This is a genomic window from Billgrantia bachuensis, assembly GCF_011742165.1.
Lineage (GTDB): Bacteria > Pseudomonadota > Gammaproteobacteria > Pseudomonadales > Halomonadaceae > Halomonas > Halomonas bachuensis.
Genome location: NZ_JAAQTO010000041.1, coordinates 1 through 22,175, shown reverse-complemented (window position 1 = coordinate 22,175; position 22,175 = coordinate 1). Strand labels below are relative to the sequence as shown.

Below are 22,175 nucleotides of genomic sequence, written 5' to 3'. Positions count from 1 at the left end.
ATGTTCGATATTCGTCAGCGGGTGTCGGGCGCTTCGCCCGAGTTGCTGGCCTGCTACCGCGAGGTTGCGACTTCCACCTTGGGTCACTTTACCGACTTGGGTGCCATCACCGACCTCACGCCGCTGCGCCATCCCACACGGCTTCTGGGCAGTGCCCTGACGGTGCGCATTCCGCATCTCGATGGCAGCGTGATTCGCCAGGCGCTGGAAATGGCCGAACCTGGGGACGTGCTGGTGATCGATGTTGCCGGCGATGAGCGGCGCGCCTGCTGGGGCGAGCTGCGTACCTATGCGGCCCTGCGCAAGGGACTGGCCGGCGTGGTGACCTCGGGACGGGTGACCGATACGGCCGAGCTGGTACGGCTGGGGCTGCCCATTTATTCGCGTGGATCAAGCCCGCTGACCACACGCGCCCAGGACCTGGAGGGAGAGGTCAACGTGGCGGTGGCCATCGATGGCGTGGCGATCTCGCCGGGCGATCTGATCGTCGGCGACGACGACGGCCTCTTCGCGCTCACACCGGCACGCGCCGAGGCATTGTTGGCGCCTGTACTCGACAAGCAGGCGCGAGAAGCGGAGCGTCGGCGGGAGCTCATGGCCGCGCACCCCGAGTGGTGGCGCTGAGGCTAGGGAAGATCAAACAACGAAAAAGGCGGCGCCAAGGCGCCGCCAAACAGTAAGCCAGGTCCGTTTCAGGACGAGGAATCAGAAGTCGAGCTGATAGCCGAGGGTGAAGGTGCGTCCGCGGCCTTTGAAGAACAGGTCGTCCTCAAGCGCCGGAGACTGGGGGAACGATTGAGAATAGTAGGTCAAATAATCCTCATCGGTCAGGTTCTCGATACCCAGAGTGGCACGGCCCACGGGCAACTGGTAGGCCAAGGAGGCGTCAATCAGGTAGTAGCCGTCGAACTCGAGGTCTGGGTCATCGAAGCTGCGATCACGGTAGTAGCTGCCCTGCAAGTGAGTGGACAACTTATCGCTCCAGCCGGCGCTCCAGGCCAGGCGCAGTGTGTCCGGGGCAATGTCACGACCTGTCATCTTGGTATCCACGCTGCCGTCGCCATCCGTATCCGACTTGCCTTCGGCATGGGCATAGGAGAGTCGCAGACTGTGGGCATCGTTCAACTGGGCATCGCCGGTAATCTCGAAGCCCTGAATCTCGGTCCTCTCCCGCTCGACTCGGTAGTTGCCCTGAGCATCGGGTTCGATGCGCTGGCCGAGGTCGGCGTTGGACTCGTAGTAGCTCAGCTCTAGGCCGTAGCGGTCCCAGTCAAAGCGCGCCCCGATCTCGCGATTGTCGGTGACGATGGGAGAGAGGTCGATGAGTGTGTCGACATCCTGGCCCGGTACTTTGACGCCACGTAGTACACGGCCCACGTCGGGCATACCGAAGCCCTGGGAATAGTTGGCGTAGAGCTGCGCCCAGTCGGTGGCCTGGTAGACCAGACCCAGATTGTACAGTGTCTCGTTGAAGCTCGGATTACCGCCGTCGACGGTAACGTTGTCCTGGGTAACGTTACTGCGGTCAATGGTCGAGAAAGTGTCCACGTCGAGCTCGGCGTATTCGTGGCGCACGCCGGCATGCAGGGTCAACGGGTCGGCCAGTTGGAACTCGCCCTGGACGAAGGGTGCCAGGTTGCGGAAGCGGCTCTCCGGCACATAGTTGCGGTCGGTCTGCACCAGAACCTGGCGGGTATCGTCCTGGATCAGGTCCAGGCCGGTAGTCAGGGCCAGGCGATCGTCGAACAGGCCGCGGCGGTTCAGAGTGAACTTGGCGCCCATTTTATCGGACTCGTTGCGGGTCTGATCGTACCGCGTCCCGCCATTCCCGTCCGGGTAGGGAAAGGAACCGAGGGTCGTGGGATCGAACTGGGCGCGGAAGCGCTGGCGGTACACTTGAGCATCCAGTTCGTTGCCGAACCAGTCGGCATGGGAATAGGCGAGACGAGCCATGGTGACCTCGTTGTAACCGGGCTCGCCTTCGGGATTGCCCTTGCGGGCCGTGGTCGGGACGCCCTCGGCGCGATTACCGGCCACTGGCACGTAGTCGTCGCCAACTTCGAGGTCGAAATGGTTGAGCGAGAACACGATGTTCTGATCGTCGTCGAGCCAGTAGCCGAGCTTACCGAAGAGGTCGTAGCTCGTGGAGTTCTGCACTTCACCGTGGTAAGCCATGCCGACGACTTCGTCATTGCCATCGTAGAAGACACCACGCTCCTGGCGAGTGATGGCGCCCAGGAAGTCCCAGTCGCCGCTCTGGCCGCTGATACGGTAGTTCAGCTTGTGACCGAGGCCATCCGACTGGCCGTCGTCGTCGCTGGTCAGGCTGATGCCGGCATGCTGATTGATTTCGCCGGCCTCGGCGCGCTTGGTGACGTAGTTGATGATGCCGCCGGTGGCGCCCAGGCCATGCTCGGCACTGGCGCCATGGATCACCTCGATGCGCTCGACCATGGATAAATCGATGGTGTAGCTATCTCGCGAGCTGTCACGCAGCGGGTTGCTTTGGGGCACGCCGTCGATCAGGAACAGAGCGTCGCGGCCGCGGAAGGTCTCACCGGCATTGTTGAGTTTCTGGCGACTGGGTGAGTAGGACGGAATCAGATTGCTGAGCACCTGGCCGGGATCGTTGGTAATGGCCAACTGCTGCTCGATCTGCTCGCGGGTAATGACGGTGACCTTCTGAGGCGTCTCGCCGGCTTGGCTACGATTGCGGGTGGCGGTGATCACCAGCGGGTTGAGATCGCGTGAGGCGCCGGTCTCGTTGGCATCGGTCTGAGCGAAGGCCAATCCCGGCAGGGCGGAGCCGAGCATCACCGGCGCCAGCCAGGCGATATGCGTCTTGTGGGTCATTGGATGTCGTTCCCTTGCTTGCTGTTGGGTTATCCAGTCGCCGCGATGACGACCATGCAGAGCCATGTCCAGGCGCGGAAACAATAATGGTTTGCATTCGATTTTTCAAATGCCAAATCAAGCTGTATGATTTTCGATGCTATTTGTCATAGATTGTCATTGGTGCGCGGCGATGCCGTTCTGCTGTCTCTCCTAACCCAAGCACTCAGAGGACACTCACGCATGTCCAACCTTCTTCCCTGCTCCCGGCCGACCGCACTGGCTGAGGCGGTACGACTCGCACTTGGTCTCACGATGGGGGGCGTCCTGATCGGCATGGCGACGCCGGCGTTAGCCCAAGAGGAAACTCTCGAAACGGATACCCTGGTTGTCGTTGGTGCCGCCCTGAAGGTGGCATCGCCGCTGGTCGAGACACCACGCCCGGTCTCACTGGTCGAACGGGAGGAGCTGGATGAGCGTAATGTCCAGCGGCTCGACGAAACGTTTCGCTACCGCTCGGGGGTGTTGGCGGGGCACTACGGTGCTGACAACAACACCGACTGGTTCAAGGTGCGTGGTTTCGATCAGGCGACTTATCAGGATGGGCTTCGAATTTACCGCGAAGGCTATTTCCAGTGGTTGCCTGAGCCCTACGGGCTAGAGCGGGTTGAGATTTTCAAGGGCCCGGCCTCGATACTGTATGGAGAGGCTCCTTCAGGTGGTCTCGTCAATGCCGTCAGCAAGCGTCCCACGGCCGAATCGCGTGGAGAAATCGAAGTGCAGGGCGGCAATCGAAACCACCGCCAGTTCGCCTTCGATTCGTCTGGTCCGGCCACCGAGGCCGGCGATGTACGCTACCGCGTCGTTGGGCTGTACAAGGAACGTGACGGTGATCTGAGCGATACCGATAACGAACGTTTCTATTTGGCGCCCAGCTTTGAGTGGGATCTATCGGATCATACCTGGTTAACGGTGCTGGCCAGCTTTCAGCGAGACGACGGTATCCCTGTCAACCCGTTCAAACTGCCCTATGGAACCGTGCACGACACTCCCTTTGGCCGTGTGGATCCGCAGACCAATTATGGAGCACCTGAGTACGACAAGGACGAGCACACCCAGACGGCTATCGGCTACGAGTTTCGTCATGCTGTCGACGACACTTGGAATTTTGAGCAGGATTTTCGCTACAGCCATCTCGATCTTGACTTGCGCAGCACCTACATGATGATGCAAAACGGCGAGCGAACGGCATCTCGAGGGCATCTGCAGCGCGATGGTGAAATCGATAGCTTCACCATCGATAACCGCCTGGTCGGCAAGTGGTATACGGATCGAATGGAAAACACCCTATTGCTCGGGGTGGACTATCAGGATCTCAACCTGAATAGCCGAGAGTTCGATAACTTCTTCTACGATAGCGTAGATATCTTTGACCCCCAGAGTGATATCGCCCCGGTGCCCGGCGATCAATTGACGGGCCGACGGATTGACAAGGATCAACTGGGGCTCTATTTGCAGGATCAACTGCGTGTCGATGACCGGTGGGTGCTGCTGGGTAGCGTACGTTACGACAATGCCGATGTACGCAACGAATCCGAAGGCCTGAACGTAACGGTGGACGAAACTCAAGCGTCCACTTCATTCTCCGGTGGTATCATGTACCTCGGTGAGAAGGGGTTAAATCCCTATCTGAGCTATACCGAATCCTTCCAGCCGATAGCGACTACGGATGCCTCTGGCGCCGTTTTCGAAGAGGTGGAAGGCAAGCAGTGGGAACTGGGCATCAAATATGCGCCATCGAATTGGGATGGTTATGTCACGGCGGCGGTATTCGATCTCGAGGAGTCGAATTCCTTTGCTACCGCTCCTGGCGGCTACCAGACTCAGGAAGGTGAAAGAACGGCTGCTGGGTTCGAGCTGGAAAGTGTGGGTTATATCACGGATAACCTGCAACTATCGGCCGCCTATACCTACACGGATGCACGCAATGCCGAGGACAATCGTGCCGCATTGATTCCGCGACATATGGCATCGGCGTGGATCAATTACGATTTCGCTAATAGCGGCCTGAACGGATTGCAGGTCGCCGCGGGCGTTCGTCATGTAGGGCAATCGGTCGATGGTAGCACTACCGTACCCGATTACACCGTCGGCGACGCGATGGTGAGCTACGCCATCAATCAGAACTGGACGGCACAGATCAACGTGAATAACGTCACCAACGAAGAGTATGTCGCCAGCTGTGATTTCTGGTGCTACTACGGCGAGTCGCGCAGCGTGATCGGCAGCCTCAGCTATCGCTGGTAACGCTTTTACTACTCCCAACTACTGCGCATGAAGGATGAATGCCCGGCTTCGTGCCGGGCATTGTCGTTTGTTATGGCCTGAAAAATTAGAAGGCGTAGCTCAGCGTACCAAGCACCCCTCGCTCTGCGCCGAAGTAGCAGAACTCGAGCGAGTTGCAGGAGGCGACGTACTCTTCGTCGGTTAGGTTGGTGACATTGAGGCGTGCACTCATGCCGTCGAGTCCGACACGGCCAAGGTCGTAGCCCAGGGTGGCGTCCACCAGCGTGTATTCCGGCACTTCGGCGGTATTGGCGCGATCGGCCTGGATGTCGGCGTAATGGCGTACGCCGAGACCCGCATCGAGTCCGGTGAGCAAGCCCGAATCGAAGGCATAGTGTCCCCATAGGCTGGCCTGATGGCGCGGCGCGTAGATGGCGCGGTTACCCTCGTTGCCATCGTCGCTGCGCTTGTAGGTGATGTCGGTATAGCTGTAGCTCGCCTGCAGGCGCAGATTGTCGGTCAGGTGAGTGTAGGCCTCCAGCTCCAGGCCTTCGGACTGGATCTCGCCCACGGCGCGGTAGGGGTCGGTGGGCTGCTCCTTGGTCGCCACGTTCTCCTGGTTGATCTGGAATAGAGCCACGCTGTAGCGATCCTGGGTACCCGCCGGCTGGTATTTCAAACCCGTCTCGATCTGTTTGCCCTCCATCGGGGGCAGGAGGTCGCCTTCGGCATCGACGAAGCTGGTCGGGGTGAAGGCGGTGGAGTAGCTGAGGTACGGCGCCACCCCATTGTCGAACAGGTAGAGCAGGCCGGCGCGTCCGCTGAACTGGGTGTCGTCGAGTGCGCTGGAATCGCCGCTGTCCAGGTTGGTATTGGCGATATCGACCCAGTCGTAGCGTCCGCCTAGTGTCAGGCGCCAGTTGCCCATGGCCATCTGGTCCTGGAGGTAGAGGCCGGTCTGCCTAAGCTCGTGGTCCTCGCGCAAGGGAGCGTACATGGCGATCGGCGCGGCGCCGTACTGCGGGTCGAAGGCATCGATGTTGGGGAAGGCGCCCGATGGCCAGCTTACTTGGTTGTCGCGGCGCTGATAGTCGGCGCCGACCAGTACGGTATGGTCGATGAAGCCGGTGGCGAGATTGGCCTCGAGTTGGTTGTCCAATGTCCAGGCTTCCAGCGACTCGTCGGCACCGGAGTAGTAGCGGATCAGTTCGCTATCGCTGCCGGGCGCCCAGCCGTAGGCATACACCTGGTTGAGTACCACGTCTGCGTTGAGATAGTCCAAGCGCTGCCGGCCCGTCCAGGCCTCGCTGAAGCGATGTTCCAGCTCGTAGCCCAGCATGCGTTGGGTTCGCTGGTAGCGGTCGTACTCGTCCTCACCTTCGAAGAAGCTATTGGCGATGCGACGACCGTTGCGGTCCACCACGGTGCCTTCATAGGGCAGCCCGGCATGATAACCGCCCTCTGGGTCCTGCTGCAGGTAGGCTTTGAGGGTCAGGCTGGTGGCGTCGCTCACGTCCCAGGTCAGCGATGGTGCAATGGCGTAGCGTTCCTCCTCGATGGGGCCGAACTGGGTATCGGCGGCTCGCGCCAGGCCCACGAGTCGATAGGCCACGCGCTGCTGCTCGCCAAGCGGGCCCGTCACGTCGAAGGCTGCGCTGCGCTGGGCGTTGGTGCCTGCGGAAAGGCGCAGCTCGCCGCCTTGCTGGAACTGGGGGCGCTTGCTGGTAAGCGCGACGACGCCGCCCGGCGAAGCCTGGCCGTAGAGTACCGACGCCGGCCCGCGCACCACCTCGATGCTGTCGAGAAACCAGGGGTCTATCGTCATCGAGCTGTGCGAGTTGGTATCGCCCATCAGCTTGAGACCGTCGAGGAAGGTATTGCTCAGGCTGCCGTCCGAGAAACCGCGCAGCACCAGGTAGTCGAAGCGATTGGAGGCTCCAATCTGGTTGGTAAAGACGCCGGGGCTGTAATCCAGGGTCCTCTGTACGGTGCGTGCGCCGCGGCTCTCCCATTCTTCGCGTTCGATGCGGGAGGTGGCCTGGGGCGTTTCGTTGAACGGCGTCTCGGTCTTGGTCGCTGCCTGGCCGGTAACGGTCAGCGTTTCCAGAGTATCGGTGTGTGCGGCCTGTGGCTGTTGAGCCTGGGCGTTAGCCACGACAAGGGCAGACACGAGCGAGATGACCAGTGCCAGTGGGTGAGGTGTCGACATGCAGGTTCCTCTGCGGAAAACGTCTCATCAGGTAATGAGAATTATTCCATTAAAATAGAGGTCTTGTTCTATGCGTGCTGTCCAATTTTCTCTGCGTGAAGTTCAAGCAGAGCGATGGAGGGAACTCGGCGGGTAGCCGTAGCGCTGGCGAAAAGCGGTGGCGAAATTGTTGGCGTGCAGATAGCCTGCACACTGCGCGGCGTGCGCGACATCGTGACCCTGTAGAAGCATCTCGCGGGCAAGTTCCAGGCGTCGCTCGCGCAAGTAATCGAAGACAGGGCAGCCGTATGCCGCCTGAAATTTGCGGCGAAGGGTGGCGGTGCTCATCGAGGCAAGCTTGGCCAGCGACGCCAGGCTGTGCGGCTGGTCCGGACACGCCTGCAGCTGTTCACGGACCCGTTCCAAGCGTTGCCACTCACCCGGAGAGAACCGGGCGGTTGGTACGTCGAGCTCCGGCGGTAGGCCATACGCCAGAAGCTGTAGCGCCAGGCCCTCCCACTGCAGGCGAGAGGCAATGCCGGCGAGCGGTGAAGTCAAGGCCTGCTCCAGCATCTGCTGCAAGCCGGGTGGCAGCGACCAGGCATGCAGGCTCGAGCCTGGCCGCAGCGGTTTGCCGCCGAGCGCGTCAATCAGGCGCGGCGCATCCAGCGCCAAAGTCAGGGCGCGTATACGCTGGTTGGGCGGTTGCATGGCTTGCAAGCCTTCGCGTTCGTTCAGGCTTACGCTCAAGGCCATGCCGGCAGTGAAATCGAGGCGTTTCTCTCCCAAGACGACGTCGGCGCGACCCTCGAGCATGACGATGATCGAAAGCGGGGCAGGGCGACAAGAACGGGAATCGTAGCGCTGTAGTACTTCGATGTCCGAAGCCACCAACTGCATGCCGGGCCTGGGCTCGAGCTCCTGGATACGCCCGTGCAGGACCGGGACCTGTCCGGCTGCACGATGCTGGGTAGGGAAGCGATAATCGATACCGTAGCGCTCGCCGTAGGCGGTGAGATCGCTAGAGGTATGGGTGCGGGAGGGGACGAGGCCCATGCTCATGTCGTCATCCCTCGATGGTAGTGAAGATCATGTGTCAGGCGAGCCGGCATCATCCCCTGCGGCGACCAGATAGGGCTGGCGCTAGGTAAGAGGTATGGCGTGTTCTCGCCGGTTCGCCTGGGCATATGCTTGTGCCTCAGTAATCCACAGACCAAGTCAGGGTGTAGGTGCGGCCCCGACCCTGATAATCGTAAAGATACTCGGGGCCGTAGTAGGGCGAATAGAACATCGCGGCGCGCTGTCCCCATACGGTCGAGTAGCTTTCATCTAGCAGATTCTGCACGCCGAGGCTGAACTTGCCGAAGTCGGTCTGTTGGCTGAGGGCCAAGTCCAGCGTGGTGTTGCCCTCGATCTCCCTCTCGGCGCCATCCTCCAGGTCGAAGGTGTGATTGGCCTGGAGCCGCGCCGAGCGAATCCTGTCCGACCAGCTGACGAAGGCCGTGGCCGAGGAGAGCGAGGCATAGCGTGCGTCACGCTTTTCCCAATCGCCGTCATCGTCCTGCTGCTCGGAGCGAACCAGATGCAGCGTGCCGCCGGCTTCGAAGCCGTTGTCGAAGTAGCGGGTCAGGGCGCCTTCGAAGCCATAGTCGCGCTTCTGTTCGTCGACCACGGTGACGCTCAGATCCTCGGCGTTCTCTACCGCTTTGTCAGACCAGGCATAGTAGATCGCAGCCTGGGTCAGCCAGTCGCCACCGCGATACCGCCAGCCCAGCTCGACCTGATCGGTCTCGATAGCAGACAGCGGATTGTTGGCAACGCTGACATCAGGGCTCTTACCGTAATACTTGGCTGGGTCGGGCAGCTCGAAACCTTGGCTGTAGCGCAGCCAGCTCTGTGTGCCGTTCCCAAAATTATAGAGGGCACTGGCGTTGAGTAGAGTGGCGTCGTAGTCGTTCGCCCCACCAGGAATGCCATTGAAGTCATCAACCTCTACGTCCGAGTGCTGGCGGCGAGCGCCGGCCGAGAGCTTGAGTGCCTCGCTTGCCTGCCAGTCGCTCTGGAGGAAAACAGAGTACGTGTCTATCCGGTAGCCAGGGTAGCGTGGGAAAACATCTGCCTGCTGCTGTACCAGACCGCCGGTGCGGTCGGTAACGGACCGGTCGAAAGTCATCTGGCTGGCGTTGAAACTTTCGCGGTCAATATCCAGGCCGTAGGTGAGACCGACGTTGTCGGTCAAGCGGGCGTCGAATAGTGCCTTGAGGCCGCTGAGTCGGGTGTTCTGCTTGGAGGCTGCGAAGTCATAGGCCTCGGGTGCCTGCCAATTGGGTGTGGGGTAGGGGAAAGCCTGGAAGCTGGACTCCTCCTCGCGATGGTAGGCCTGCAGGTAGAAATTCTGACCCAGCAGATCGGCATGGTGATACTGCAGATTGATCATGCGACGATCAGTAGCCGGGTCCCGGTCGGAACGATAGCCGTTGCGAATCTCGGCGTCCTCGAGGTTGGGTGTGGCCGCATCGAGGTTGGGAAAGTAGATTCCACGATCGCCCTCGAAGCGCGAGCGATAGAGTTGAGCGCCCAGCTCCAGGGTCTGGTCGTCGTCCAGCAGGAACGTCAGATTGCCGAGCACGTCGATGCTGCGATTGTCCTGAAGATCGGTTTGAGCCAGATCGGGAAAGATTTCCTCGCCGTTACCGTCGTAGTGGCGTCCGTTATCCTGATAGGCGGTACCGAGATAGGCCTGAACACGATCGTTACCACCGCTGATCGACTGAGCGATGCGTCGATCAAGATCGTCGCTGCCGCCGAAGCCACTGGTAAGTCCGGCTTCAGTGCGCCAATCGGGGCCGCCGACATCCCCTTTGCGCGTAATAATATTGATAATGCCGCCGGTCGCACCGCCGCCGTAAAGGCTGTTGGCACCGGAGAGCACTTCGATGCGTTCGATGTTGAACGGGTCGATGGAATCGAACTGGCGGGAGAGACCGCGCGAGCTGTTCATGGACACGCCATCGATCAGGACCTGGACGGACCTGCCACGCAGGTTTTGGCCATAGTTGGTGCGCCCCTGAGGCGCCATGTCCAGCCCCGGCACCAAGCGGCCCAGCGCTGTCTTGAGGTCGGCACCTGCCTCGATCTGCTGCTGGAGTTCTTCCTTCTCGATGAGCCAGGCGGCGCCGGGAATTTGGCTTATCTGGGTCGGCGTGCGTGAACCTACTACCACCATGGTTTCCTGTTGCTCTTGGGCCTGGAGCGGCAGGGCAGCGGCCCCGGCAACGAGGGCGACGCAAATCGAATGTCGATTGTTCATCTTGGTCCCTTGCTGGTTTTTTGGCGAGTGCTCTGGGTGGCCTCGCTCAGCGGAAGCAAGCATAGCAGCAGAAATTCAAATATCAATGAGAGAGATTAGCATTAAGGTCGTATTATAGGGGCGTTCCGTTCGTTTCAGTGTGACGTCGAGAACATTGCTGAAGAACAGTAGCCCTAATGAAACGCCCGACACATGGTCGGGCGTGGGTTCGCTTGCTGTGCCTAGAGCACGAAGTCGTCGGCACGCAGGCTGTCAACGCCGAGCACCGAGATTTGCAGATCGACGACGCCATCGCCGTTGACGTCGCCCTGGATCAGGCCACCCTCGCTGCGCAACTCGCCAGCAGTGCCGCTGAAGGCGGCGTTGCCGACCCAGGCGAACGCCTGCCCGCCTTCGGTGGCAAGATCGGCGTCGATGCCCGAGAGGTCGACCAGGTCACCTTCGTCGCGATCGAAGTCGACGATTATGTCGCTATCGAAGGCCGTGGACTCGAAGGTCGAGAGGTAGACGAAGCGGTCGCCTCCCTCGCCGCCGGTCAGGCTGTCGGCGCCCAGGCCACCGTAGAGGGTATCGCTGGCCGCTGTGCCCACAAGGGCGTCGTCGCTTTCGCCGCCGATGAGGCCATCGTCTGCCACTGTGGGTATGCCAACCAGCTCGCCTTCGGCGTTGAGGTTCTCGGGTAGAGCATAGCTGTCATCGCGTACCTTGTAGGAGACGCGCCACGTCTCGCCGGGCTCCAGCACCGTGCCGCCATTGATAGCGTTCACGACATAGCCTTCGTCAGTGGCGGTATATTCACCGTTCCATATGTCGGTGATGGTCCCCGGCAGGTTGAAGCTCACCGATGGCTGCTCGATGATGACGTCCGAGGTGTTGGTGACCAGTACTTCGGTCATGTAGCCGCCCGACCAGGTCTTGGTGATATTGCTGGTGAGCACTAGAAAATCCGCCGCCGTGGGGTCGGGATCGAGCGCATCGAGCAGCGCGGGATCCGCCGCTTCGCCGGCAACCAGCACCTCCGGGTGCAGCGTCAGTTCGGTGCCGTTCAAGGCGAGCGAGGTAGGCGCTTCACTGGTAGGCGCGTACGCCTTGAAAGAGAAGCGCATGACACTGTCTGCCTTTAGCGCATCACTGCCGTCGTAGGCGATCCGATACGTGTCGCCGTCACGCTCCAGCAGAGTGGCACCATAGAAGGTGGTAATCTCCGCAGGCAGCGCGAAGGTGATCTCGGGGCTCGCCACATCGCTGTCCGAGTGGTTGGCGATCTCCACGCGCATCACATAGCCGCTTGACCAGCGGCTGACCACGCTCAGCACCACTCCCATTTCGCTGGCGGTGATAGTGGGCTCGTCCACTGGCTCTTCGGCAACCACCGGTTCGGATTCGATGGTGCTCGAGGCCGGAGACGACACGGTAGTGTCGTTGGTGTCCTGTTCCGAGTCGGCGAGGATATCCGCTGGCGTGGGGACGCTCGGTGCTTCTCCCTGGGAGAGGGTGCGAGTAGCGGCATCGAGTACGATGCCATCGGCGAACAGCATTCTTTCGATGCCGAGCAACGTATCGGTGTCTCCGCCGCCGCCCGCAAGCTGAATGCTGCCGTCGTCGCCGAACCGAACGGCGTAGGCGTCGTAGTTCTGTTCCATGTGGGCGATGTCGAAGCCGGCACCACCCTCGAGAACGTCATTGCCGAGTCCGCCGCGCAGGATGTCGTCACCGGCGCCGCCAATGAGCTTGTCATGGCCCAAGGCCCCGTCGAGATAGACGCCGTTGTCGGTCCCCTGGACGACGTCATCGCGGCGTGAGCCGACCACGTAATCGAAGCGGATCTGGTTGGCACCGGCCTCGGTGATGGCGCCGAAGGTCTCGCCGCCATCGTTGTACCACATCACGGGTGAGAGGCCGTCGGCATCGGCGTCGCGAATCGACTGTTCGACATGCACGGTGTTGCCGTGATCCTGGCCGCCATGGAAGTTGATGTCGCGGTCGGTGGCACGCACGTGGATATCGTTGCCCACCGAGGAGCGCCACGAGGAGAACAGCACGCTATGGCGCATGCCCGTGTCCTCGAGCTGGGTGAAGACGCCGTCGTAGCTCTCGCGCAGCTCGAACGCATAGCCGTTGCCGCCGCTGCCCTTATTGAAGGCACCGTGCGCGCCGAGTGAGTCGGCATGCAGATCGAGGGAGAGGGCGAACTCGAAGGCGGTGGAGGGGCCATTGATTACCTCGATGTCGCTGACCTGCGCGCCCACCGTGCCGTTCAGCTTGATCGCTTGGTAATGGGTCAGGTCGGAGAGCGTATTGCTGAACTCGGCCTTGTCGGGAGAGCCCAATTCGTAGCCCACCGTGAAGCCCTGTAGGGTCACGTTCTCCAGCGCATCGTAACGCTGTACCTTGGCTGCGCCGCCATCGAAGTCGAAGTGCACGCCGCGATCGAGGGTGACGGTGCCGCCGTCGACAGCAACCACCGTGGCCATGCTGGTGCGCAACGGAGCATTCAGTTTCTGCCAGGAGGTATCGCCGATCTCGGCGAAGTACTCTTCCGTGTTGTCCTGCCAGATGCGTACGATATCGCCCGCTTGCAGGCCATGGTCCGTCTTGAGCGATAAGGTGTCGTCGCCGATGGCGGCGTTCTGCTTGAGGTAACCGGCGAATTGGGTCGCCTTGCTCTCCACGAGGAAGGCATGCGCACTGCCGGAGGCGAGGGCTTCATCGGTGAAGGTAATGCGCGTCTCGTCGCGTCCGGCCCCCACGATGCCGATGTCGGAGCGCGAGACGGTGATCATGGCGTCGAATCGATAATCGCCGGCGGCAAGGTGCAGGACGGCGCCCTCCGGGGCGGCGTCGATCAGCGCCTGCAGCTCGGCGGCAGTGATCTCGGGGCCGACGGTGGCTTCGCCATTGCCGTCGAACGGGCTGGGCTCGACCAACTGGATCTCGGCGACCAGCAGCGTTTCCGCTTCGGGGGAGAACTCGGGAATGGCGCCGTTGACCGTCAGTTCGGAAGGCATCATGCCGCTCTCGGTCAGCACCTTGAACTTGAATCGCACGGTCTCGCCCGGGGCGATATCGTTGTTAGTGTCGGCGTCGACAATGGTATAGCGGCCATCGGTTTGACCATCGATGACTCCATCCCAGATATCGGTAATGGTGCCGTCGAGTGTGAATTCGACCCGATAGTCGACGATCGATTGGGTTCCTTGGTTGGTGATGAAGATCTCCATCACGAAGCCGCCGTTCCACTGGCTGCTGAGAGAGACATCGATGAAGGGACGCATGAAGCTACCGCCATTGCTAGGAATGAAGCAGGCCGCCGGGGGCGGGTAGAGTGTCGGCTGCGGTAGAAGACAAGCACCTGCGAGTGCAAGGGATTGCGCTCGCTTGGCCGGGCAGTCATTCGCCCACTGTCGTCCCTGGCATCGTTCTAACGGACAGGACGGTATAAATATAACGTTCCGCTTCGTTTCGCTTGGGAAGAAAAGCGTACATTTCTTTACGCAATTCCGGTCCGATCACGGGCATCTGGGGAGCTCAGTCAGACGAATTGGGGTCGTTGAGGCGTGGCTTGGTGTATTGATAACAATTATCATTAGTGGCATCATCTGACGCCGCCCAACCCAAGGCGACCGTTCGCCATTCACGTCTCGGGAGTTAGCCAGTGAGATCGTTTCGCCACCCCTGCCTCGTGAGCCTGCTCTGGCTGGGCTTTGTTTCCGTGGCCCTTGCCGACCCCGAAGTCCGCAATGAAGCCAGGCAGGCTCAGCACAGCCAGGCCGAGCTGCAGTCGCGCATCGATGCAGCCGACGACGAGATGCGTGCCATGCTCGAGGAGTTGCGCGAGCTGGAGCGCGCCGAACGGCGCCTGGTCCGGGAGAACACCGAACTCGCCCCGCGAATCGAGCGGCAGGCGGACACCCTGAGCCGCCGTGAGCAGGCCCTGGATACCTTGGAAGAGACGCGCGATGCCCTGCCGGGGCTACAGGAGCGGATGATCGAGCGGCTCGAGCAGTGGGTCGAGAACGACATGCCTTTCCTGCGTGAGGAGCGTCTGGCACGAGTAGCCAGCCTGCGCTCCCAGGCCGGCGAATTGTCCTCCGCCGAGCGTTGGGAGCGAATCGTCGAGGCCTGGCGCGCCGAACTGGAGTACGGGCGCGAAGTCGATGCCTGGCGCGGCTATCTCGGCGACGGAGAGTCGCGCCGCGAGGTGGATTACCTGCGTCTGGGCCGGGTGGGCTTCTACTACCTCACTCCGGACGGCCGCGCCGGACGCGTGTGGCAGGCCGATGCGGGTAGCTGGGCCGCGCTGGACGAGGCCCAGCGACGCGATGTGCGTAACGGATTGCGCATTGCGCGTGATCGCCGTGCACCGGAACTGCTCAGCGTGCCGCTATCGCAGCCACTCGAGTCAGCGGAGGACGACACATGAAGGCGACACGTTTTGCTGTGGGTTTGCTGGCCGCGCTCTGGCTTAGCGTTGGTCTGGCTCAGGCTCAGTCACCCGCCCAGTCGGACCCGCTCGAGAGCCTGCGTGCCGAACGCGAAGCTGCCGAGAGCCGCGACCGCGCGCGTTTGGCCGAGCTGGTCGAGGATCGCGAGGCGCTCGAGGCAGCGCTGGAGGAGGCGCGCGCCTCGCATGCCGAGGCCGAAGCGCGTAACGCAGAATTACAGGAGAGGGCGCGCGATCAGGCCGAGCGAGCCGAAGCGCTCGAAACGCGCCAGGATGAACAAGGCGACGATCTCGAGGCGATCCTGGCTTCGCTGAAGCGGCACAGCGGCGAACTGCGCGACAGTCTGGCTGACAGCTGGCTGGTCCTTGGCGGTGCCGAGCTTCCGCCGCGCCTCGACGACGCCGAGGTACTCGAGCTCGAACAACTGGAGGCATTTGCCGACAGCCTGATCGTGCTGACTGTCGACACCGGTCGCGTGGTCCGTTTCGAGGCGCCGGTAGCGGATGCCAGCGGTGAAATCCTGCCCCGTGAAGTCGTGCGCCTGGGTGACTTCGCCGCTTTTACTGATAGTCACCTGCTGCAGCGTGGTGTCGACGGCGAGGCGCTGTCGGTGGTCGAGCGCACTCCGCCTGAAGTGACCGGCAGTCTGGCGGCTTTTCATGCCGGCGAATCGCGCGAGCTTTCGCTGGACCCGACCCGGGGCGAGGTGATGGCGGCCCTGGCCCAGCGCCCCAGCCTGCTCGAGCGCTTCCATCAAGGCGGGGCCGTGGGCTACGTGGTGGTCGGGCTGGGCGTCATCGGCCTGCTGGTGGCGCTGCTGCAGTATGCCTACCTATTGAAAGTGAGCCTGGCCATGCGCCGCCAGCTGCGCGATCTCGGTACGCTGCGTGAAGACAACCCGCTCGGCCGCGTCCTGCAGCGCTTCCGTGCGCTGCAGGACGACCCCGTGCCGGAAGCGTTGGAGGCCCGCCTCGATGAAGCCGTGCTTGCCGAACTGCCGCGCCTCGAGCGCGGCCAGCCGATGGTCAAGCTGCTGGCTGCCGTGGCGCCGCTGCTGGGGCTGCTGGGCACCGTGACCGGAATGATCGTGACCTTCCAGGCGATCACCGTATTCGGAACCGGCGATCCGCAGTTGATGGCCGGCGGTATCAGCCAGGCGTTGGTGACCACCGTGCTGGGCCTGATCACCGCCGTGCCGCTGCTATTCGCTCATACCGCTTTGGCGGGCCGCAGCAGACAATTGGCGGGCCTGGTCGAGGGGCAGGCGAGCGCGGCGCTGGCCGAGCAGCTCGAGCAGCGTCCGCATGGGCCCGATAGCGTTACCGGGAGCGCGCGCCGTGATCCCGCTCTGGCTTGAACCGCTCGAACGCCTGGTCGAGGCGGGGGGGGCGGTTCTGGTAGTGATCGCCCTGGTGGCGATGCTGCTGTTCAGCCTGGCGCTGGAGCGGGTGTGGTACTTCCGCATCACCTATCGCCGGGCCAGGCGCGTTCTGATAGATCGCTGGGCGGCGCGCCAGGACCACCTGAGCTGGAGTGCGCTGACGCTGCGTGAAGCCTGGGCGCGGGAGCTGATCGGGCGCTTGCGCCGTCCGCTGCCGTGGCTTCGGCTGTTGGTGGCGCTGTGCCCGCTGCTGGGCCTGCTGGGTACCGTGACGGGCATGATCGCCGTCTTCGACAGCCTGGCCATGACCGACACCAGCCAGGCTAGAGCCATGGCCGATGGCGTGGCGCGTGCCACCCTGCCCACCCTGACGGGTATGGCAGTGGCGGTGGTAGGGCTGCTTTTCACCAGCCGTCTCGAGCACATCATTCGACGCGAGGATCAGCGGTTGCACGACCGCCTGGCCCGCGCCGTGGAGGATAACGATGCGTAGACGCCGCCTTGGCGCCGACGATGGCGAAGCCAGCGAAGTCAACCTGACCCCGATGCTGGACGTCGTCTTCATCATGCTGATCTTCTTCATCGTCACCACCAGCTTCATCAAGGAGAGCGGGGTGGAGATCGAGCGCCCCGAGTCGAGCGCCGCTTCGCCGCGGCCCGATGCCCAGGTGATGGTCGCCATCACGCCCGAAGGGGCGGTATGGGTCGATGGCCGCGCGGTGGATCTGCATCGTGTCGGTGGCGAGGTGGCCGGGCTGGTGAGCGACGACGGCTCGGTAGTGATCCAGGCCGACCGCGAGTCCACGACGGGTTTGTTGATCGAAGTCATGGATCGCATCCGCGAGGCCGGTGTGGAGCAGGTGGCGGTAGCCGCCAGCCGGAGCCGGCCGTGACACGCATTCCGTTTTCCTCGCTGGGTGGCGTGGCCCTGGCGCTGCTGCTGTTCTGGCTGCTGGGGCTGCTGGTCACGCCGCCAGAGGAGGAGTTCGACGTGCAGGACGTCAGCATGACGATGAGCATGGTCGAGGCGCCCGACGTCGTGGAGGAAGAGGTGGCGGAGCCCAGCGCCGAGCCACCGCCACCGCAGGCTGAGGCGGCGCCACCGCCACGGCCGGAGCCGTTGCCCCCGCTGGAAAGCAGCATCGCCATGCCCGAGCCGGAGCTGCCGCCCGAGCCGGTGGAAACGCCTGCGCTCGATACCAGCCTGCCCGAGCTGAGCGAAGCGCAGCCTGAGCCACCTCCCGAGCCTGCTCCAGAGCCTCAGCCTGAACCCGAGCCGGCCGCGGAACCGATGCCCGAGCCGAGCCCGTCACCGGCGGCGCCGAGCGCCGCGTCGGAGCCGGTAACCGAACAGGCCGCTCCCGCCGAGCAGGGACCGGTGGATGTGGGGCAGATCGCCCCGACCAGCCGAGTGCCTCCGGAGTACCCCTCTCGCGCGCAGCGTCGCGGTCTCGAGGGACACGTCGAGCTGCAGTTCCTGATTCGCCCCGACGGCAGCGTCGATCGCTCGTCGATCCGCGTCGTCGAATCGCAGCCGCGCAACGTCTTCGACTCGGCCGCCGAACAGGCCGTGGCGCGCTGGCAGTTCGAGCCGGCCAATGGGGTGCGCCGCGCTCGCCAGCGCCTCGAGTTCCAGTTGAGGTGATGGTATGACGGTTCGTATCGTGATCTGCCTATTGGGCTGTGTCGGATGGCTGCTGGTCGCCCCGGTGCTGGCCGACACACCGGCGCTGTCCGGCGACATCATCGCCGACCTCGAGCGGCTCCAGCACGAGCTGCAGCAGGGCGAGCACGACAGCGTGAGCGAGCGTGCCCGCGAACAGGCACGCCGCTTCGAAGGGGGCAATGCCGCTGATCGTTGGGCCAGCGCGCTCTATCGTCAGTTGGCGGCCGGTGGCGAAGCCGGTGCGGGGCGCCACGAAGTCGCTGCGGAGCAGTTGCGCCAGGCTCGCCGGATCCAGGAGGCGCCGCAATCCCAGCGCGATCGCTGGCTGCACGAAGAGGCAAGGCTGCGTCTGGCGTCAGGGCAGACCGAACAGGCGGTGGGGCTGCTGCTCGAGTGGCATGAGCGGCATGAAGGCAGCGTGGACGACCGTTGGCGCATGGCCCGCGCCTTGGCCGAGCTGGAGCGCTGGGACGAAGCCGCAGGCTGGGTCGAGCGTGCCCTGGCCGACGACCCGGACCCGAGCGAACGCCGGCAGGCGCTGGCTACAGCCGTATTCCAGCGAGCCGGGCGTGGCAAGGAGGCGCTGGCAAGCTTGGAAGCCGCACTGAACGAACAGTCTGAGCCCGAGGCGTGGCGGCATGCCGCGGCGCTGGCTCATGGACTGGGTGAGACGGGAAGGGCGGCGGCGATCTGGGAGGCCGGATGGCAACTGGGTGTGCTGGCTGGCGAGGACGACCTGCGCCAAAGAATCGAACTTCACTTGGCCGCCGGCACCCCGGCCCGGGCGGCTGAGTACCTGGAAGCGGCGCTAGCCGACGAGACGCTGCCCGACTCCCTGGCCAACCGCCGCCTGCTGGCCCGTGCCTGGGAAGAGGCCCGCGACCGCGAGCGGGCGCTGGAGGCTTGGCGCGCAGTCGCCGAGCGCAGCGATAGCGGCAAGGACTGGCAGCGCCTGGGCTTGCTGGCGCACGCCTGGGGGCGGCTCGAGCTGGCCCGGGAGGCCATGAAGCAGGCGCAAGATCACGGGGAAGACGTAGACCCGGGCTGGCTCTCGGCCCGCTAGGGAGGGAGTGTCCCAGCGGGCCGGGGCATGAGATTCTAGACCTCGAAGTCAGTCCATACCGGAGCATGGTCCGAAGGGCGCTCCATGCCGCGCAGATCGTAGTCGATGCCGGCATTGCGAACGCGCTCGGCCAGCGGTGGCGTGACCAGAATGTAGTCGATGCGCAGGCCGCGCCTGGGCTCGCGTTCGAAACCGCGGGAGCGATAGTCGAACCAACTGAAACGGTCGTCCACCTCGGGATAGCGCACCCGATAGCTGTCGCTGAGGCCCCACGCCTTGAGTGTGCCGAGCCACTCCCTCTCAATGGGCTGGAAGCTGGTCTTGCCCTCGCGCAGCCAGCGCTTGCGGCTGGCATCGCCGATACCGATGTCGATGTCCTCGGGGGAGATGTTGAAATCCCCCATCACTACCAGCCGCTCGTCGGGGCGGTGCCGTTCGCGCAACAGCTGGATCAACTGAGCGTAGAACTCACGCTTGTTGGGGAACTTGGTGGGGTGGTCGACGTTCTCGCCCTGGGGAAAGTAGCCGTTCCATACGGTCAACGTTTCGCCGTCGGCGGTGCGCAGCCTCACGCCGATCAGTCGCCGCTGGGACTCCTCGCCGTCGCTCGGAAAACCGAAGAAGACCTCTTCCGGTCCACTGGGGCATAGCGCCTTGTGGCACATCAGGGCGACGCCGTAGTGTCCCTTCTGGCCGTGGTAATGGACGTGATAGCCCATGGCCTCGACCGCTTCGCGAGGAAACTCGTCGTCGTGAACCTTGGTCTCTTGCAGGCCGATCACCAGTGGCTGGTGGGTGGCGATCAATGCCTCGAGCTGATGCATGCGGGCGCGCAGCCCGTTGATATTGAACGAGACCAAACGTATCACTCGTTGCGCTCCTCGGTAGACGTGTCATTGCGTTCAGGGTGAATGGCGATGCTTTCGCCCTGTTCCTGACGGGCCAGCTTGCGCTCTGCCTGCAGCTTGCGCTGCTGGCGTTTCTTCTGGGTAAAGCGGCGCGATGAGACCACCTGGTCGGGATTCTCATGGCGCCACTTCTTGTAGTCCTTGCGCTTGCCGGTGCGGATGGTCACCTTGTCGGCCAGCGAGCGTGTCTTCTTGCGGCGTGTCATCAGGCCTGGCTCCATGGGATGTCGAATGGCAGCAAAGCGCCATTCTACCAGTCCAATGCAAGAGGCGCGCCCTCGGCGCCATAGGCTGGTACAATATGCGGCTGTACGAAGTTCAGGAAACGCTGAACGAATCGACGAGCGAGTTGAAGCGCAATGCAGCGATTCGGTCTCGCAGGCATTCGTGCAGTGTTTCCTTCATCCATTGCTACGGACGTGATACATAGCCTATGAGCGAGTCGGAACAGACCACAGCCCCGGCCGAGAACCGCAAGCCCAAGCGTCGTCGTCGCAAGCCTCGGCGCCGCCAGTCGAGCTGGGACCTGCGCCAGTTTCAGGTGCCACCCGTGGCGGGCAAGTGGCGCTTTCACGACTTCGATTTACCCCTGCCGCTGATGCGCGCCATCCATGCCCTGGGTTTCGAGTACTGCACGCCGATCCAGGCCGAGGCGTTGACCCACACCCTGCTGGGTGGCGACGTGGTCGGCAAGGCCCAGACGGGGACCGGCAAGACCGCCGCCTTCCTGATCTCGATAATGGCCTACTTCCTCGAGGAGGAGACGCCTGAAGGTCAGAAGCCCGGTGCGCCGCGTGCGCTGATCGTGGCCCCGACCCGTGAGCTGGCCCTGCAGATCGAGAAGGACGCCAAGGCTCTGGCGCGCTTTACCGATCTCAACGTGGCCAGCGTCGTCGGCGGCATGGATTACCAGAAGCAGCGTGAGCAACTGGGCAAGAAGGTCGATATCCTGGTAGCTACACCGGGACGATTGCTCGATTTCCACGAGAAGCGCGATGCCGACCTTACCCAGGTCGAGGTGCTGGTGCTCGACGAAGCCGACCGCATGTTGTCGATGGGCTTCATTCCCGACGTCAAGCGCATCATTCGCCATACGCCAAAAAAGGAGGAGCGCCAGACTTTCCTTTTCTCGGCCACCTTCTCCCACGACATTCTCAACCTGGCAAGCCAGTGGACCCATGAGCCGGCCCACGTCGAGATCGAAGTCACGGTCGACAACAAGGCCAACATCGATCAGCGCGTCTACATGGTCGGCGATGATGACAAGGCGCGTCTGCTGGTCAACCTGCTCAAGCAGGAGAACTTCGACCGGGTGATGGTATTCGGCAACCGCCGCGACCTGGTGCGCAAGCTCGAGGGGCTGCTCAGGAAGGCCGACATCAATGTGGCCATGCTCTCCGGCGACGTACCGCAGAACCAGCGCATCAAGACGCTGGAGCGCTTCCGCGAGGGCGAGGTGCAGGTATTGGTGGCCACCGACGTGGCGGGTCGCGGCATCCATATCGAGGATGTCAGCCACGTGATCAACTACACCCTGCCCGAGGACCCGGAGGACTACGTCCACCGCATCGGCCGTACCGGCCGCGCCGGGGCTGCCGGGGTGTCGATCAGCTTCGTCGGTGAAGAGGATGCCTTCTCGTTGCCGGAAATCGAGCGCTACATACAGGACAAGCTGCCCTGCGTGCATCCGCCCGAGGGGCTGCTGTAACGCTCATGCTCGACGAGGCCGTCAAGGGCGAGATACAGGCCGCCTATCGCCGCGTACTGGAGGCCCAGGGGCTGACGCCACGCTACGGCCAGCGGCTGATGATCGCAGAGATCGCCCGCACGCTGGGCGCCATCGAGGCCGACGACGCCGGCCGGCGGGTCTCCGACGAGCACGTCTGTGTGCTCGAGGCCGGCACCGGTACCGGCAAGACCCTGGCCTACCTGCTGGCGGCGCTGCCCGTGGCCAAGGCCAAGGGCAAGCGGTTGGTGATTGCCACGGCCACCATCGCTCTGCAGGAGCAGGTACTGTTGCAGGACCTGCCGACCCTGAAGGCGCACAGCGGCCTCGATTTCGACTATGCCCTGGCCAAGGGGCGCGGGCGCTACCT

The 22,175-nt window shown here is 63.0% G+C and carries 17 protein-coding genes; 10 read left to right on the top strand and 7 right to left on the bottom strand.

Annotated features, from left to right (window positions below):
• On the top strand, window positions 1–624 hold the full coding sequence (locus tag HBJ55_RS14865) for an RraA family protein (protein WP_167116476.1): 624 nt from the start codon (window positions 1–3) through the stop codon (window positions 622–624).
• An 81-nt stretch (window positions 625–705) separates the two neighbouring features.
• Here the strand turns inward: HBJ55_RS14865 and HBJ55_RS14860 are convergent, their stop codons facing one another.
• The gene (locus HBJ55_RS14860; protein WP_167116473.1) at window positions 706–2,853 is read right to left on the bottom strand and encodes a TonB-dependent receptor; all 2,148 of its coding nucleotides are present in this window, start codon (window positions 2,851–2,853) and stop codon (window positions 706–708) included.
• Between the two features lie 222 nt (window positions 2,854–3,075).
• On the opposite strand from HBJ55_RS14860, the gene HBJ55_RS14855 reads away from it, so the two are divergent.
• Window positions 3,076–5,139, top strand: coding sequence for a TonB-dependent siderophore receptor (locus HBJ55_RS14855; protein WP_167116471.1), 2,064 nt, complete (start codon window positions 3,076–3,078; stop codon window positions 5,137–5,139).
• A gap of 85 nt (window positions 5,140–5,224) precedes the next feature.
• Here the strand turns inward: HBJ55_RS14855 and HBJ55_RS14850 are convergent, their stop codons facing one another.
• From HBJ55_RS14850 to HBJ55_RS14835, 4 genes are all read right to left on the bottom strand, one after another.
• The gene (locus HBJ55_RS14850; protein WP_167116468.1) at window positions 5,225–7,327 is read right to left on the bottom strand and encodes a TonB-dependent siderophore receptor; all 2,103 of its coding nucleotides are present in this window, start codon (window positions 7,325–7,327) and stop codon (window positions 5,225–5,227) included.
• Window positions 7,328–7,429: 102 nt separating this feature from the next.
• A complete protein-coding gene (locus HBJ55_RS14845) occupies window positions 7,430–8,368 on the bottom strand; it encodes a helix-turn-helix transcriptional regulator (RefSeq protein ID WP_167116465.1) in 939 nt (312 codons plus the stop codon).
• Between the two features lie 136 nt (window positions 8,369–8,504).
• A complete protein-coding gene (locus tag HBJ55_RS14840) occupies window positions 8,505–10,616 on the bottom strand; it encodes a TonB-dependent receptor (protein WP_167116463.1) in 2,112 nt (703 codons plus the stop codon).
• 221 nt (window positions 10,617–10,837) lie between these two features.
• Entirely contained in the window at window positions 10,838–13,891 is a 3,054-nt protein-coding gene (locus HBJ55_RS14835) for a cellulose binding domain-containing protein (protein ID WP_167116460.1), read from the bottom strand.
• Window positions 13,892–14,271: 380 nt separating this feature from the next.
• Here HBJ55_RS14835 and HBJ55_RS14830 point away from each other — a divergent pair, with 380 nt between their 5' ends.
• From HBJ55_RS14830 to HBJ55_RS14805, 6 genes are read left to right on the top strand one after another with little or no spacing between them, the layout of a single operon-like run.
• A complete protein-coding gene (locus HBJ55_RS14830; protein WP_338072029.1) occupies window positions 14,272–15,039 on the top strand; it encodes a DUF3450 domain-containing protein in 768 nt (255 codons plus the stop codon).
• Complete coding sequence (locus HBJ55_RS14825) at window positions 15,036–16,418, top strand: MotA/TolQ/ExbB proton channel family protein (protein WP_167116457.1); 1,383 nt, start codon at window positions 15,036–15,038, stop codon at window positions 16,416–16,418. The genes HBJ55_RS14830 and HBJ55_RS14825 overlap by 4 nt, the downstream gene beginning before the upstream one ends.
• Window positions 16,366–16,935: a MotA/TolQ/ExbB proton channel family protein gene (locus HBJ55_RS14820; protein ID WP_167116455.1), complete on the top strand. Its 570-nt coding sequence runs from the start codon at window positions 16,366–16,368 to the stop codon at window positions 16,933–16,935. Before HBJ55_RS14825 ends, HBJ55_RS14820 begins: the two co-directional genes overlap by 53 nt.
• Window positions 16,928–17,335 carry an ExbD/TolR family protein gene (locus HBJ55_RS14815; protein WP_167116452.1) on the top strand — a complete coding sequence of 136 codons (408 nt, stop codon included), beginning with the start codon at window positions 16,928–16,930 and terminating at the stop codon, window positions 17,333–17,335. The genes HBJ55_RS14820 and HBJ55_RS14815 overlap by 8 nt, the downstream gene beginning before the upstream one ends.
• Entirely contained in the window at window positions 17,332–18,087 is a 756-nt protein-coding gene (locus HBJ55_RS14810) for a TonB family protein (RefSeq protein WP_167116449.1), read from the top strand. The genes HBJ55_RS14815 and HBJ55_RS14810 overlap by 4 nt, the downstream gene beginning before the upstream one ends.
• A 4-nt stretch (window positions 18,088–18,091) precedes the next feature.
• Window positions 18,092–19,171 (top strand): tetratricopeptide repeat protein, encoded by a 1,080-nt coding sequence (locus HBJ55_RS14805; RefSeq protein ID WP_167116446.1) that lies wholly within the window; start codon window positions 18,092–18,094, stop codon window positions 19,169–19,171.
• 35 nt (window positions 19,172–19,206) lie between these two features.
• On the opposite strand, the gene xthA is transcribed toward HBJ55_RS14805, so the two are convergent.
• Window positions 19,207–20,037, bottom strand: coding sequence for an exodeoxyribonuclease III (xthA, locus tag HBJ55_RS14800; RefSeq protein ID WP_167116526.1), 831 nt, complete (start codon window positions 20,035–20,037; stop codon window positions 19,207–19,209).
• A complete protein-coding gene (locus HBJ55_RS14795) occupies window positions 20,037–20,285 on the bottom strand; it encodes a hypothetical protein (RefSeq protein ID WP_167116444.1) in 249 nt (82 codons plus the stop codon). Before HBJ55_RS14795 ends, xthA begins: the two co-directional genes overlap by 1 nt.
• Window positions 20,286–20,512: 227 nt before the next feature.
• On the opposite strand from HBJ55_RS14795, the gene rhlB reads away from it, so the two are divergent.
• Entirely contained in the window at window positions 20,513–21,787 is a 1,275-nt protein-coding gene (gene rhlB / locus HBJ55_RS14790) for an ATP-dependent RNA helicase RhlB (RefSeq protein ID WP_167116441.1), read from the top strand.
• 5 nt (window positions 21,788–21,792) lie between these two features.
• On the top strand, window positions 21,793–22,175 hold a 383-nt coding region (locus HBJ55_RS14785), incomplete at its 3' end, for a DEAD/DEAH box helicase (RefSeq protein WP_167116438.1).

Bases quoted from the DNA above. Each gene is read 5' to 3' on its own strand.
- HBJ55_RS14865 (WP_167116476.1), top strand. From the start codon at position 1: ATGTTCGATATTCGTCAGCGGGTGTCGGGCGCTTCGCCCGAGTTGCTG.
- HBJ55_RS14860 (WP_167116473.1), bottom strand. From the start codon at position 2,853: ATGACCCACAAGACGCATATCGCCTGGCTGGCGCCGGTGATGCTCGGC.
- HBJ55_RS14855 (WP_167116471.1), top strand. From the start codon at position 3,076: ATGTCCAACCTTCTTCCCTGCTCCCGGCCGACCGCACTGGCTGAGGCG.
- HBJ55_RS14850 (WP_167116468.1), bottom strand. From the start codon at position 7,327: ATGTCGACACCTCACCCACTGGCACTGGTCATCTCGCTCGTGTCTGCC.
- HBJ55_RS14845 (WP_167116465.1), bottom strand. From the start codon at position 8,368: ATGAGCATGGGCCTCGTCCCCTCCCGCACCCATACCTCTAGCGATCTC.
- HBJ55_RS14840 (WP_167116463.1), bottom strand. From the start codon at position 10,616: ATGAACAATCGACATTCGATTTGCGTCGCCCTCGTTGCCGGGGCCGCT.
- HBJ55_RS14835 (WP_167116460.1), bottom strand. From the start codon at position 13,891: ATGCGTCCCTTCATCGATGTCTCTCTCAGCAGCCAGTGGAACGGCGGC.
- HBJ55_RS14825 (WP_167116457.1), top strand. From the start codon at position 15,036: ATGAAGGCGACACGTTTTGCTGTGGGTTTGCTGGCCGCGCTCTGGCTT.
- HBJ55_RS14820 (WP_167116455.1), top strand. From the start codon at position 16,366: ATGGGCCCGATAGCGTTACCGGGAGCGCGCGCCGTGATCCCGCTCTGG.
- HBJ55_RS14815 (WP_167116452.1), top strand. From the start codon at position 16,928: ATGCGTAGACGCCGCCTTGGCGCCGACGATGGCGAAGCCAGCGAAGTC.
- HBJ55_RS14805 (WP_167116446.1), top strand. From the start codon at position 18,092: ATGACGGTTCGTATCGTGATCTGCCTATTGGGCTGTGTCGGATGGCTG.
- HBJ55_RS14795 (WP_167116444.1), bottom strand. From the start codon at position 20,285: ATGACACGCCGCAAGAAGACACGCTCGCTGGCCGACAAGGTGACCATC.
- rhlB (WP_167116441.1), top strand. From the start codon at position 20,513: ATGAGCGAGTCGGAACAGACCACAGCCCCGGCCGAGAACCGCAAGCCC.